The sequence below is a fragment of the Ruminococcus sp. RTP21358st1_G6_RTP21358_211008 genome (assembly GCF_040908885.1).
GTDB classification, from domain to species: Bacteria; Bacillota; Clostridia; order Lachnospirales; family Lachnospiraceae; genus Blautia_A; species Blautia_A faecis.
In genome coordinates this window covers 21057-33905 of the sequence record NZ_JBDGDM010000022.1, presented here as the reverse complement: position 1 = coordinate 33905, position 12849 = coordinate 21057, and the positions used below count along the sequence as shown (strand labels likewise).

Here is a 12849-nt window from a genome sequence, read left to right as displayed (position 1 = left end):
TAGAGAAAAATTATAGATTTTTTACAAAATTAATAAATTCCTCCAGCTCACTGTAATCACGAATCTGACAGTTTGCCAGACGCTGTATTTCCTTTTGATTTTCTTCATGAGAGTCGTACACAGCAGTGGTATAGAAGCCATCTTTCTTAGCTGTAGTAAGGGCATGAAGAGAATCTTCAAAGACCATGGTATTGGTTCGGTCAGTGCCAAGAAAGTTCAAGGCTTCCCGATAAATGGTTGGTTCGTCCTTTCCGGCACCCACAGAGGAGCAGGTAAAGATTTCACTGAAATAATCAAGCACTTCGCAACGTGCCAGGGCAGCTTCCACGAGGGAGCGCTCTGTAGCAGTGGCAATACACATTTTGACTCCGGTCTCATGAAGCTGAGCCAGAAATTCTTTCAGATGAGGCTTCAGCTGAGCTTCATAGCGGTAGAAATCATCTACAATTGCTACAGCACTCTTGATCAATTCATCTTGGGTCTGTTTTACACCATAGTGCTCAATAAAATAGTCAGCTGCCTGGTGGAGACTCATAGTGGCGATTGCTTCATCCAGATCCGGTTCAGGTTCAATTCCCTGGTTTCGCAGGTAATTTTCGCCTACATGATCCCAGGCTGACATAGAATCCAGAATCGTACCATCCAGATCCCAGATGGCACCCCTTAACATGAAATTCCTTTCCTGGAAGATGCATTGTCTTTGGAAATACAAGTAGAATCTTTCATTTTGAGAGTAAGCTCTTTAAGCTCTCTGGTTGCTTTTGTAATATCTTCAGCTGCAAAGATGGCACTTACAACTGCAATTCCGCAGATACCGCTTCCAGCCAGCTCCATTACATTGTCATGTGTAATTCCACCGATAGCAATAACGGGAATATTTACAGCCTCACATATTTGTTTTATAGTTTCATGGCTGATATTGCCGGCATCTTTTTTGGTTCCGGTTTGGAATGCGGCACCTACTCCCAGATAATCTGCGCCATTTTTTTCAGCAAGAACAGCCTCTTCAACTGTATGCGCAGAAACGCCGATGATTTTGTCAGAACCGAGGATGGCTCTGGCATTACCAGCAGCCATATCCTCCTGCCCTACATGAACGCCATCGGCATTGATTTCTTTTGCAATTTCTACATTGTCATTGATCACGAATGGTACATGATAGCGCGCACATAACTCTTTGATTTCCGCAGCTTCTTTGAGAAAACTATCTGTATCCAGATTTTTTTCGCGTAGCTGAATGAAGGTAGCCCCACCTTTTAAGGCTTCTTCGACCTGGTCATATAAAGTTCTGCCATTTAACCAGCTGCGGTCAGTAACGGCATAAAGTAAAAGATCTTTTTTACTACAGTTCATTGGTAAAACCTGCCTTTCATATGTAACATGTATTTTAATCAGTAAGAAAATCTTAATTCATTATATAAAGCAAAATCTGGAAAGTAAAGGTAATTATTAAGCTAGAGCGTGTTTCTGCGAAGATTGTGAACCGTAATGTTTGTCACACGAACAGGAACCTGTACATTGAAAAACAAAAAGTGATATGTTAGACTAATATTAAAATTGCGTTTTGTTGGTTTGCAAAAAAGAGAGGAAGGTTTGATTATGGATCAATTTGAGAGGATGAAGGTGACGCGTCAGGCGATGAATGGCAGGATGTGTCTGATGTTTGGTGGTATTTTCCTGATGTTTTCAGCCATTACCTCCACGATCATGTATGGAATCAATTTCTTTATGACAGCTCTGGAAGCAGACAAGGGAACTGCAGAGTATGTAGAACTTCTTGAGAATGCCGGAGTGGGAAGTGGACTTCTGAAAGGGATTGGTATTTGTTTTATTGCAGTAGGAATCTGGGAAGCTGTAGTTGGATTTCTATCTGTAAGGAACTCCAACAGAGTAGATAAGAGCAGATTTTCTGTGAAACTGGCCATATCGCTTCTTATAACAGAGATTATCATGCAGGTAATTCTGTTTTTTACAGGATTGATGAATCTGGGGCTTCTTTTTACAGCCATTGTACTTCCGCTGTTTTTACTTTGGGGTGCCACCCGTTTAGGCAAAGTTGCCAAGGCTGATCCGGAACGCAAATTTGCAGTAGACCCAGCCAGGAAGAAATCCTCCCAGCAATCTCAACCGGCCGCCCCGAAGAAGAGCATTCGTGAGAGAGCCGCTATGCAGGCGCGAGAAGATGCAGTGGTACCAGAGAAACAAGATACTGTAGATGAGGAAAATATTGCAGATTCAGAAGAGTCAAATTAGAAACTCAAAGTATGAATATAAGCATTATTGGAAAATGTAGTGGGTATAAGCGTCATAGGAAAATGCAGTGGGAAAATTGTTAAAGATATATAACCTGTGAAATTGTATGAGCTGTAGTTAGTCGTTGTTGCCGATAATATGATTTGCATGTAGCTATTAAGGTATAAGAATTAGAGACTGTTTATGATTCAACACCGGATAAAGGAAAGAGAACCACAGTATATGGACATGAAAGAAATCATCACAGAAGCAGCCCGTAAGCTGGTTCTGGAGAAAAAAGTAAAGAAGCTTACAGTAAAGGATATTGTGGAAGAGTGCCAGATCACCAGGCAGGCATTTTACTACCATTTCGAAGGAATACCGGATATGATTCAGTGGAGCATAAAGCAGGGAACCAGGCGGCTGCTGGAGGCGTGCAAAGAGCAGGGCGGCGCAGAAGCAGCGCTGAAGTATCTGTTTGTTTTTGCCATCAATGCTATACCTGAAGTGCGAAAAGGAATAGAAAGTAATTATGGAAAAGAACTGGAACAAACCCTTATGCAAGGAACCTACCAGTTGTTTGAGAGCATTGTGGAAGAAGAAAATCTGTACCAGAACTACAGCCGCCAGGAACTGAAACTGATCCTCCGTTACCACAGCCATGCTATCTTTGGTATTCTCCAGGACTGGACCCCGGAGGATACGAAGAATCTGGATATGATCGTACACGAAGTCTATTTGATCATGATGGGAAAGAATGCTCCAGAAGAACTATAAAATATCGTTTGACTGTATTTACAGGAAATGGAGGCGGCAAAGTATGGGCTATGATCTTCCGGAAAGGGTTGTAAAAGATATTGTAACGTTTGCTAAGAGGTATTCTGTCAGGAAAGTTATATTGTTTAGATCGCGTGCAAGGGGAAACAATACAGAAAGAAGCGATATAGATATAGCGGTATATGGCGGAGACTGACTGGGAATAGAATCCGGAGGCCGGATGCAAATACATGGAGGAAACTAAATAAGAGATCAAACGGGCGAGGTGTATTTTTTACACTTTGCCCGTTTTGTCTATACACGGTGAAATTTCTGACTATCGACACTTTCTTTTGCTTGTACTAGAATAAAATCATTAGGATTACGGAGCGTGATTGTGACGCACATTTTGCAGAAAGCCTTTTTCCAACACGCTTTAGAGAATGTTTGAGGAAGGCCAGAAATGATAACGTAATCCGCAAGGAGAGGAGGGAACCATATATGGCACATGAAATTTTATCCGTAAAAATGTACGAGCTGGATAAAAAACTGGAACAGACCCACAGTCGGATTCAGCTGGCAGAGAGTATAGATGCGGAAAGACTCCACCAACAGATTCAAGATCTTCGACAGGAATGTCAGGAAAGCCGTATCACTTTGGAAAACAGACTTCGCCATTCCAAGACAGACTGTGTAATGAAGCTGGCTGGCGTCTACGACCAGATAGAGGCAGCAGTTGGAAAAGTGCTGGAGGCAGAAAACATAAATTTGAAAAATAAGGAGCCAATATTTGGAAATGTGCTCCCGGGAACGGAGGAGAAAATCCTCACCGCAGAATACGCCCTTGATTTTGCAATGCAGGCAGTAAACCGGGCACTTCTGGTATCACTGGAGGCTATTGAAGCCCAGCGCCTGGAAGAGAAGAAAGAGGCAGAAGAGTAGGCACTATTAGTTTACATAAGAAAGGACTACAACCATGAAAGAAGTAAAAACCCCAAAAAAGCCGTTGATCTACTATTACGGCATTGTGCTTCTGGTGCTGATCGTCTTTAATCTGGTGGTTTCCCCAATTTTGATGGAGCATCAGGTAGAAGAAACCGATTACGGTACCTTCATGAGCATGATCAATGACAAAAACATCGGTAAAGTAGAAGTAGAAGATAACCAGATCGTCTTTACCGACAAGAATAATGAAAAAATTTATAAAACCGGTCTTATGAATGACCCCGATCTCACCGACCGTCTGTATGAGTGCGGCGCAACCTTTGCCAAAGACATTGACCAGCAGACCTCCCCGATTCTCAGCTTCCTGGTAACCGGACTTTTGCCTCTGCTCATTTTCATAGTTCTTGGAAATTATATGGCGAAGAAGCTGATGGAACAGGCTGGCGGCAAAAACTCCATGGCATTTGGCATGGGGAAAAGCAATGCAAAGGTTTACGTTCAGTCCAGTGAAGGAATCCGTTTCTCAGATGTAGCCGGAGAGGATGAAGCCAAGGAAAATCTTGCAGAGATTGTAGATTACCTTCACAACCCGAAGAAATACACAGACGTGGGAGCCTCCATGCCGAAAGGCGTTCTCCTTGTAGGCCCTCCAGGTACTGGTAAAACAATGCTTGCCAAAGCCGTTGCCGGAGAAGCGAATGTTCCATTCTTTTCCATGTCCGGCTCTGAATTCGTAGAAATGTTTGTAGGTATGGGTGCTTCCAAGGTTCGTGATCTTTTTAAGCAGGCGAAAGAGAAAGCCCCATGTATCGTATTCATTGATGAGATCGACGCCATCGGTAAAAAACGTGACGGCCAGGTTGGTGGCAACGATGAGCGTGAGCAGACACTGAACCAGCTGCTTACAGAGATGGATGGTTTCGAAGGCAACAATGGGGTTATCATTCTGGCAGCTACCAACCGCCCGGAATCCCTTGACCCGGCACTTACCCGTCCAGGACGTTTCGACCGCCGCGTACCAGTTGAGCTTCCCGATCTTGCAGGACGTGAAGCAATTCTGAAGGTTCATGCAAGAAAAATCAAAGCATCCGATGATGTGGATTTTCACACCATCGCACGTATGGCATCTGGTGCATCCGGAGCCGAGCTGGCAAATATTGTAAACGAAGCAGCACTTCGTGCAGTCCGTGACGGACGTACAATCGTTACAGAAGCAGACCTGGAAGAGAGCATTGAAGTGGTAATCGCTGGTTACCAGAAGAAAAACGCAGTTCTCTCTGACCAGGAGAAAAAAGTGGTTTCCTATCACGAAATCGGACATGCCCTGGTGGCAGCCCTTCAGAACCATTCCGCTCCTGTTCAGAAGATTACTATTATTCCGCGTACTTCTGGTGCACTCGGCTATACCATGCAGGTAGAAACTGGTGACAAGTATCTGATGACAAAGAAAGAACTGGAAAATAAGATTGCAACCTTCACTGGCGGACGTGCTGCAGAAGAAATCGTGTTTGGCGAGATTACCACAGGCGCTTCCAACGATATCGAGCAGGCAACCAAGATTGCCAGAGCTATGATCACTCGCTACGGAATGACCGACGAGTTCGACATGGTGGCTATGGAAACCGTTTCCAACCAGTACCTTGGCGGCGATGCATCCCTTTCCTGCTCTGCAGATACCCAGAAGGAAATCGATGAGAAGGTCGTAGAATTAGTAAAGCGAGAACATGAAAAAGCCAAAAAGATCCTGACAGACAACCGTAAAAAACTGGATGAACTGGCTATGTTCCTTTATGAAAAAGAAACGATAACTGGCGAAGAGTTTATGAAAATTTTAAATAACAAAGAGGAGAGTGAGGAAAAATGAGAAGACGTTCACGTTATGGCTGGCTGGAACTCATTGAGGGAATCCTGCTGATCCTTCTTGGGATTTATACGTTGTGTAATCCGGGCGGCATGCTCCGCGGAATTACCTTTGCGTATGGTTTTCTTGCTGTCATCACCGGAATTTCAGATATTGTATTTTATGCAAAAACAGAGCGCTATATCGGCTTCGGACCTACCATTGCTCTGGTGACTGGAATTTTAAGTCTCCTTGCCGGACTAATGCTTCTGATGTACCCAAATGCCGGAGAGCTGATTATGACCCTGCTTCTCCCAATCTGGTTCATCGCTCATTCTGTTTCCAGATTGACCCACATCCCTCTGGTCCGTCTGGCAGGAAAATTTTACTATTACTTTACCTTGATTGTAAATATCCTTGGAATCATCCTTGGTTGTCTGATGATCATCTGGCCGTGGGTAGCGTTGTTTTCAACGGGCTTTATTATTGGCGGTTATCTGATCCTTCTTGGAATCGACTGCGTGGTGATGGCCTGCAGTGACATGGATGCCGGGTGGATGTAGAAACAGGATGTATTTACCGGTTGACACAAGAAACTACGAGGTGATAAAATCAAGATGAAATAAAAAACTGCAGCTCGCAATAAAGGAGATTTACATATATGGCAACACTTAAGGATGTGGCGAAGGCCTCAGGCCTAACGGTAGGAACAGTTTCCAGAGTCCTGAATAACAGAGGATATATCAGTGATAAGACCCGTGAGAAAGTATATCAGGTGATGAAAGAGCTGAATTATCAGCCTAATGAGACAGCTCGCGCACTGTCAAAGCAGAAGAGTAATACGATAGGAGTTATTTTGCCGAATATTGAACATCCTTATTTTGCCAAGGTACTAAGCCGTTTGGAGCGAGAGGCTGCAAAGCAGGGATATCGTATCATGCTTTTTGTTTCCAGGTATAAAGAAGAACGTGAGGAACAGTGTATTGAGATGTGCAAGAGCGAAAGAGTGACCGGCGTTGTTCTTTGCAGTGGAAGTTTTGAAACTGAGAAATTTGAAGATCTTGATTTCCCGTTGATCACATTGGAACGTTCTATGGATGAAGGGACATCCGGGATTGAATGTGATAACTATCAGGGCGGTGTGCTGGCAACGGAGCTTCTGATTGAGAAAGGCTGCAGGAAGCTGATGTTTATCGGCGGAGTAAGTGCAGGGGTTGACATTCATATGCCAGGAGATCTCCGCGAGGTTGCATTTCGTGATATCTGTAAGAATCGAAATGAAGAAAATGTGGTTATGGTAACGGATAACCGTCTTTTTGATTCTCTGGAATATTATGAATATGTAAGACAGGCACTGGTGGATAATCCTGATGTGGACGGTGTATTTGCCAGTTCAGATGTTATTGGTGCCTATGTACTGCAGGCATGCGCAGATCTGGGAATCAAGGTTCCGGAGCAACTGAAGATCGTAGGTTTTGATGATGTGAATATTGCCCAGTTTACAAGTCCGGGACTTACGACAATTCATCAGCCTGTGGAACAGATGGCAGAATTGGCAGTAGCAGCTATTGCGCAGATTGATGAGGGGAAAGTTGTACCTACTAAGACAGTATTTCCGGTTACACTGGTTGAGCGAGGGACGACTTGAACGCAGATAAGCATTTCCCCGCTTCAAGTGCGCGGAGCACTAAGCGGCGAGTGAGGGGGGATGCTTCTGTCAGTGGGAGCCTTCAGCTCCCACTGACAGATCGCGAAGCGACTGCGTTCATGAGCAAACAGCGAAGCGGATTGCGAATGTCCGCTTTACTGAATTGTTAATATTTTTTTATCTTCGAAAAATTTTCCAGTCAGTTGTCATATTGTGTATTCTGGGGTGTTTTTGAAACATTTCAGAATACAATATGACAGCTGATTTTTTGTATAGCAGGAAATTACTCTGTAATATTTCTGCTATACAAAAAAACGCTTCGCGCGGAATTGATCAGATGCATAAGGAATATGACATGCGGTTGTGATAAAAAATGAAGCAATTTTCGTAAAAAACAAGAAAAATAAAATAAATGAACTACAGACACGAAAAAAGCATGTAAAAGTGCACAAAACATAAAGAGCTAAATAGTATAAATGTAACAAAGTGATGTGAAATGGACAAAAATATATGACAACCGCTTGACATATTTGAGACGCAATGCTATCATACAACCATAAAGAAAACGTCCGAACAAGAACGTAAAAAACAGGAGGAAGCAAAAATGAAAAAACGTATTTCAATGGCAATTGCAGTTGCAACTGCAGCAGCAACAATGGCAAGTGTATCTGTACCGGTTATGGCAGACGATGTGAACATCACAATTTTTAACTCCAAGATGGAGGTTCAGAGCCAGTTCGAAGAATTAGCTGCTCAGTATGCAGAAGAGACCGGCGTTGGCGTAGAGGTTTATTACAATAGTGATACAGTATCTGCTCATCTGGCTACCAGATATTCTGCGAATGATCCATATACAATCGCTATGGTAGACCCGAAAGATATCTATTCACTTGCAGCAGACCATGCAATTGATTTAAGCGATCAGAGCTGGGTTAATGAGACTGATTACGCAATCGGAGTTGACGGACAGATCAATGGTTTCCCGACCTGCCTTGAAGCACGCGGTGTTATTTACAATGCAGATGCAATCGAAGCAATCACAGGCGAGACCTTCAATCCGGATGATTACAAGACACTTGATTCTTTTAAAGAGCTTCTTGAGAAACTGAAAGAAGGTGGAATGGAAACACCTACCGGTATCATGAAAGAGGACTGGTCCCTTGCAGCTCACTTCCTTGCTGAGGTTTACGAGCAGCAGCCAGATGTAGAAGCATTTGTTTCCTCTCTTTATGAAGGAACAGCAGACCTTGCAAACAATGAGAAATTCAATTCTCTTATGGACTTCTTCGATGTAATGATGGAGAATAACTACGCAAAAGATTCTGCAATCGCTGCAGAGCGTGAGACAACCGAGATGATGCTTGCTGAAGGACAGATCGCATTCATGTTCGGAGGAAACTGGGACTGGTCTGTAATCAATGCATATGATTATACAGAGAATATGGGAATGATGCCGGTACCGCAGAACACAGATGACGGATCCAATGAGAAGCTTGTTGGTGGAGGTTCCAAATTCATGATGATCGATTCCTCTGATGCAACAAGTGATGAGCAGCGTCAGGCAGCTAAGGACTTCCTTACATGGCTTGCTGATTCCGATGAAGGACAGAGCTTCATTGCTGAGACATGTGCACTTGTACCTGCATTCTCTAACAATGAAAAAGAAGTATCCGATCCACTTGGAAAATCTGTTAAGAAATATGCAGATGAAGGCTCTCTGATTGATAACTACAATTACCTTCCGGATGATCATCTTTCCATTTGTGGTGCAACCTTCCAGAAATATCTCGCAGGACAGATTGACAGAGCTGAGTTTGCAGCAGAGATTGAAGACTACTGGAAGAACACAACTCCTGTAGAGCACTAAGAATTATCCTTTGGTAACAACTTATTAATTTAACAAACATACTGTAGTTTTATAGAAATTTGCCACCCCTCAAGAGGCTGCACGCCTGTGCCATGCGGCGTGCGGCCTCTTTCCCTCACAAAAAGAAAAGTACTGGATTATAGATTTTCGGAGGCAGCGGGAAAAGGGTGGAGACAAAAAAGAAAAGGGAAAGGGGATCGTGATTATGGAACAAAACACCATGAAATATAAAGTAAAACAGTACTTGATGTTCGCTGGCGTTTCCACTGTCCTGTTTAGTGCAGTTGTAATCCTTCCATTTATCTACGGATTATATCTTACATTTACAAGCTGGGACGGTGTTTCAAAAGACAAACCATTTGTTGGACTGGCAAACTACATTGCTACATTCCAGGATGCAGCTTACTGGCAGGCACTTGGACGTACCTTGATTTATTCTGTTATCGCTGTAATTTTGGTAAACGTGGTAGCATTTTTCCTTGCATACCTTCTTACCAGCGGAATTAAAGGTCAGAACTTCTTCCGTGCAGGCTTCTTTGTTCCGAACCTGATCGGTGGTATCGTACTTGGTTATGTATGGAAATTCGTATTTAACCGTGCATTTGTATCACTTGGAAAATCTCTTTCTGTAGGTGCTCTTTCCACCTCCTGGCTGGCAACCACCAACGGTGCAATGGCATGTCTGATCATCGTATCTGTGTGGCAGTACGCAGGATATATGATGCTGATCTATGTAGCCGGATTTATGAGCGTATCCAAGAGCCTTATGGAAGCAGCCCAGATCGACGGCTGCACCAAGACACAGGCAACCATTAACGTAACGATCCCACTTATGAGATCTTCTTTTGTACAGTGTCTTTTCTTAACGATCACAAGATGCTTTATGGTATATGATGTAAACCTTTCCCTGACAAAAGGTGAGCCATTTAACTCTTCTGTAATGGCAGCTATGCACGTATACAATCAGGCATTTACTTACAAAAATTACGGTACCGGCCAGGCAGAGGCATTAATTCTGTTTGTTGTCTGCGCAATCGTAGGAGTTACTCAGGTTTACATTGGTAAGAAAGGGGAGGTGGCAGCATGATGGATGAAAACAAAAAAGCAGCTCAGAAGAAAAAAGTCAGCCATTTTATTACAATAGCAGTGCTGGTTATCCTGTTTCTGGCATTTATCTTCCCGTTTATCATGGTAATTTTCAATGCGTTTAAGACAAAAGGTGATATCACGGCAGATCCGCTGGCACTGGTTGGCTCTCACGGCTTTATTCTGACTAACTTTACAGATGCCATGAAAAAGATGAACTTTGCAACATCTTTTACAAACTCTCTTTTGATTACTACAGTTTCTACGATCCTTACAATTATGCTTTCTGCAATGACAGCGTTTGTAATTGTTCGTAATAAATGGAAAGCATGCGGTATTCTGTTTTCCCTGATGATTGCATCTATGGTTATTCCGTTCCAGGTACTTATGATCCCGCTGGTTTCTCTTTACGGTGGTATCTTTGGAGTACTGAACAGCCGTATTACTCTGATCCTTATGCATGTGGGATTTTCCCTTTCCATGGCAACATTCATGTTCCACGGTGCAATTCACACCAGCGTTCCGATGGAACTGGAAGAAGCAGCATTTATTGATGGATGTACCAGATGGCAGACATACTGGAAAATTGTATTTCCGCTTCTGAAACCAACCATCGCAACAGTTGCGATTATTGATGCAATGGCATTCTGGAATGATTACCTTCTTCCAAGCCTTGTTCTCGGACGTAAAGAACTGTATACTCTTCCGATTGCAACACAGGCATTCTATGGTACTTATTCAACAGACCTCGGACTGGTAATGGCCGCCCTCCTTCTGGCTATGCTCCCGATCCTGGTTCTGTATCTGTTCCTGCAGCGTTACATCGTTGAAGGTGTTACCTCCGGAGCAGTAAAAGGCTAAAACCAAAATGGGGTCCAAAGATAGTGATATTTTTGGGCTCCATAAGTGCTATCTTGAAATGTGTTTTGAATAATAAATAACAACAGGAGATATGATTATGATAAGTCAGACTTTAAGAGATGCCAGAAGATACGAAGATGCAATGGCTCAGAATATTACACCTTTGGAGAGACCGGAATTTCATTTATCTCCAAAAGTTGGATGGATGAATGACCCCAATGGTTTTTCTTATTACAAAGACAAATTTCATTTATTTTACCAGTATTATCCATATGATTCCCAGTGGGGACCAATGCACTGGGGACATGCGGTAAGTGATGACCTTCTTCACTGGGAATACCTTCCGGCAGCCATTGCCCCGGACATGCCATATGATTATGTGGGATGTTTTTCAGGAAGTGCCATTACGCTTCCAGATGGAAAACAGCTTTTCATGTACACCAGTGTGCGAAAAGAAGCACAGCCGGATGGAGGTGTCCGCGACATACAGACACAAAGCCTTGCAGTTGGTGATGGAATGGACTATGAAAAGGATGTACGCAATCCGATTCTTACGGCAGAAGACATGCCGGAAAACAGCAGTCCCTTTGATTTCCGTGATCCGAAAATGTGGAAATGCGAGGATGGCACTTACCGCTGCGTGATCGTAAATGACAGAGCGGACGGAACAGGCGGCCGTATTCTTCTGTATAGAAGTGAGGATGGGTTTAACTGGGAGTTTGAATCCGTAATGCTTTCTAATGATGGCAGATTCGGAAAAATGTGGGAGTGCCCGGATTTCTTTACCCTGGATGGAAAAGACGTAGTACTCGTAAGCCCTCAGGATATGCTTCCAAAAGACTTTGAGTACCACAATGGTGACGGAACTCTTTGCCTGATTGGTAAATTTGATGAGGAGACCAAAACCTTTATCCCGGAAAAAGACCAGGCAGTGGACTATGGTATTGACTATTATGCAATGCAGACAGTGGAAGCACCAGACGGAAGAAGAATTATGATCGGCTGGATGCAGAACTGGGACACATGCGCGAATAACAGAATTCCGAAGGGGAAATGGTTTGGACAGATGAGCCTTCCGAGAGAGCTTTCCATTAAAGACGGCCGCCTGATCCAGAAACCGGTTCGGGAAATTGAGAAGCTTCGCACAAATAAGACAGAATATAAGAATGTTGCTTTTGAGGATGTAATTCGTCTGGATGGCATAGAGGGAAGATGCGTGGATATGGAAATCACTCTTCGCCCGGCAGATGCGCAGAATATTTATAAGAAATTTGCAGTGCGTTTTGCCCAGAATGATACGTACCATACAGCAGTAAGCTTCCGCCCTTATGAATCCGTATTGAAAATTGACCGTAAGTTCTCCGGTTCCAGACGCGCAATTATCCATCAGAGAAGAAGCCTTGTGAATAGTGAAAATGGAGAAATTAAGCTTCGGCTGATCCTGGATCGCTTTAGTGCTGAGATTTTTGTAAATGATGGAGAACATGTGATGACTGCAACGATTTATACAGATCTGGAGGCAGATGGAATTTCCTTCTTTGCAGATGGCAAAGTGGAGATGGATGTTACAAAGTACGAGCTGAAGTTTTGAGAATTGCCAGTAGATACGAGGAG

13 protein-coding genes are annotated in these 12849 nt (G+C 43.4%); 11 read left to right on the top strand and 2 right to left on the bottom strand.

Annotation, left to right across the window (positions count from 1 at the left end; genetic code table 11):
• Positions 1 to 10 precede the first annotated feature (10 nt).
• Entirely contained in the window at positions 11 to 670 is a 660-nt protein-coding gene (locus AB5Z12_RS10390) for an HAD family hydrolase (protein ID WP_368357193.1), read from the bottom strand.
• On the bottom strand, positions 664 to 1353 hold the full coding sequence (gene thiE, locus AB5Z12_RS10385; protein WP_368357192.1) for a thiamine phosphate synthase: 690 nt from the start codon (positions 1351 to 1353) through the stop codon (positions 664 to 666). Before thiE ends, AB5Z12_RS10390 begins: the two co-directional genes overlap by 7 nt.
• 246 nt (positions 1354 to 1599) lie before the next feature.
• Here thiE and AB5Z12_RS10380 point away from each other — a divergent pair, with 246 nt between their 5' ends.
• From AB5Z12_RS10380 to AB5Z12_RS10330, 11 genes are all read left to right on the top strand, one after another.
• Positions 1600 to 2253 (top strand): hypothetical protein, encoded by a 654-nt coding sequence (locus AB5Z12_RS10380; RefSeq protein ID WP_226815098.1) that lies wholly within the window; start codon positions 1600 to 1602, stop codon positions 2251 to 2253.
• Positions 2254 to 2475: 222 nt separating this feature from the next.
• A complete protein-coding gene (locus AB5Z12_RS10375) occupies positions 2476 to 3009 on the top strand; it encodes a TetR family transcriptional regulator (RefSeq protein ID WP_226837778.1) in 534 nt (177 codons plus the stop codon).
• Positions 3010 to 3052: 43 nt separating this feature from the next.
• On the top strand, positions 3053 to 3205 hold the full coding sequence (locus AB5Z12_RS10370) for a nucleotidyltransferase family protein (RefSeq protein WP_148463190.1): 153 nt from the start codon (positions 3053 to 3055) through the stop codon (positions 3203 to 3205).
• Between the two features lie 284 nt (positions 3206 to 3489).
• Positions 3490 to 3930: a hypothetical protein gene (locus tag AB5Z12_RS10365; RefSeq protein WP_148463189.1), complete on the top strand. Its 441-nt coding sequence runs from the start codon at positions 3490 to 3492 to the stop codon at positions 3928 to 3930.
• A gap of 34 nt (positions 3931 to 3964) precedes the next feature.
• Positions 3965 to 5797: an ATP-dependent zinc metalloprotease FtsH gene (gene ftsH / locus AB5Z12_RS10360; protein ID WP_368357191.1), complete on the top strand. Its 1833-nt coding sequence runs from the start codon at positions 3965 to 3967 to the stop codon at positions 5795 to 5797.
• Positions 5794 to 6336, top strand: a complete 543-nt coding sequence (locus tag AB5Z12_RS10355) for a DUF308 domain-containing protein (protein WP_173716088.1) — start codon at positions 5794 to 5796, stop codon at positions 6334 to 6336. The genes ftsH and AB5Z12_RS10355 overlap by 4 nt, the downstream gene beginning before the upstream one ends.
• Positions 6337 to 6434: 98 nt before the next feature.
• Positions 6435 to 7421, top strand: coding sequence for a LacI family DNA-binding transcriptional regulator (locus AB5Z12_RS10350; protein WP_118581958.1), 987 nt, complete (start codon positions 6435 to 6437; stop codon positions 7419 to 7421).
• 604 nt (positions 7422 to 8025) lie between these two features.
• Positions 8026 to 9288, top strand: coding sequence for an ABC transporter substrate-binding protein (locus tag AB5Z12_RS10345; RefSeq protein WP_173716089.1), 1263 nt, complete (start codon positions 8026 to 8028; stop codon positions 9286 to 9288).
• Positions 9289 to 9493: 205 nt separating this feature from the next.
• The gene (locus tag AB5Z12_RS10340) at positions 9494 to 10375 is read left to right on the top strand and encodes a carbohydrate ABC transporter permease (RefSeq protein ID WP_118581952.1); all 882 of its coding nucleotides are present in this window, start codon (positions 9494 to 9496) and stop codon (positions 10373 to 10375) included.
• Positions 10372 to 11235 (top strand): carbohydrate ABC transporter permease, encoded by an 864-nt coding sequence (locus tag AB5Z12_RS10335; RefSeq protein ID WP_330382723.1) that lies wholly within the window; start codon positions 10372 to 10374, stop codon positions 11233 to 11235. Before AB5Z12_RS10340 ends, AB5Z12_RS10335 begins: the two co-directional genes overlap by 4 nt.
• Positions 11236 to 11332: 97 nt before the next feature.
• The gene (locus tag AB5Z12_RS10330; protein ID WP_368357190.1) at positions 11333 to 12826 is read left to right on the top strand and encodes a glycoside hydrolase family 32 protein; all 1494 of its coding nucleotides are present in this window, start codon (positions 11333 to 11335) and stop codon (positions 12824 to 12826) included.
• The last annotated feature ends 23 nt before the right edge of the window (positions 12827 to 12849 follow it).

Coding starts and splice junctions, on each gene's coding strand:
- thiE (WP_368357192.1), bottom strand. CDS start 1,353: ATGAACTGTAGTAAAAAAGATCTTTTACTTTATGCCGTTACTGACCGC.
- AB5Z12_RS10340 (WP_118581952.1), top strand. CDS start 9,494: ATGGAACAAAACACCATGAAATATAAAGTAAAACAGTACTTGATGTTC.
- AB5Z12_RS10330 (WP_368357190.1), top strand. CDS start 11,333: ATGATAAGTCAGACTTTAAGAGATGCCAGAAGATACGAAGATGCAATG.
- AB5Z12_RS10380 (WP_226815098.1), top strand. CDS start 1,600: ATGGATCAATTTGAGAGGATGAAGGTGACGCGTCAGGCGATGAATGGC.
- AB5Z12_RS10390 (WP_368357193.1), bottom strand. CDS start 670: ATGTTAAGGGGTGCCATCTGGGATCTGGATGGTACGATTCTGGATTCT.
- AB5Z12_RS10375 (WP_226837778.1), top strand. CDS start 2,476: ATGGACATGAAAGAAATCATCACAGAAGCAGCCCGTAAGCTGGTTCTG.
- AB5Z12_RS10345 (WP_173716089.1), top strand. CDS start 8,026: ATGAAAAAACGTATTTCAATGGCAATTGCAGTTGCAACTGCAGCAGCA.
- AB5Z12_RS10365 (WP_148463189.1), top strand. CDS start 3,490: ATGGCACATGAAATTTTATCCGTAAAAATGTACGAGCTGGATAAAAAA.
- AB5Z12_RS10335 (WP_330382723.1), top strand. CDS start 10,372: ATGATGGATGAAAACAAAAAAGCAGCTCAGAAGAAAAAAGTCAGCCAT.
- AB5Z12_RS10370 (WP_148463190.1), top strand. CDS start 3,053: ATGGGCTATGATCTTCCGGAAAGGGTTGTAAAAGATATTGTAACGTTT.
- AB5Z12_RS10350 (WP_118581958.1), top strand. CDS start 6,435: ATGGCAACACTTAAGGATGTGGCGAAGGCCTCAGGCCTAACGGTAGGA.
- ftsH (WP_368357191.1), top strand. CDS start 3,965: ATGAAAGAAGTAAAAACCCCAAAAAAGCCGTTGATCTACTATTACGGC.
- AB5Z12_RS10355 (WP_173716088.1), top strand. CDS start 5,794: ATGAGAAGACGTTCACGTTATGGCTGGCTGGAACTCATTGAGGGAATC.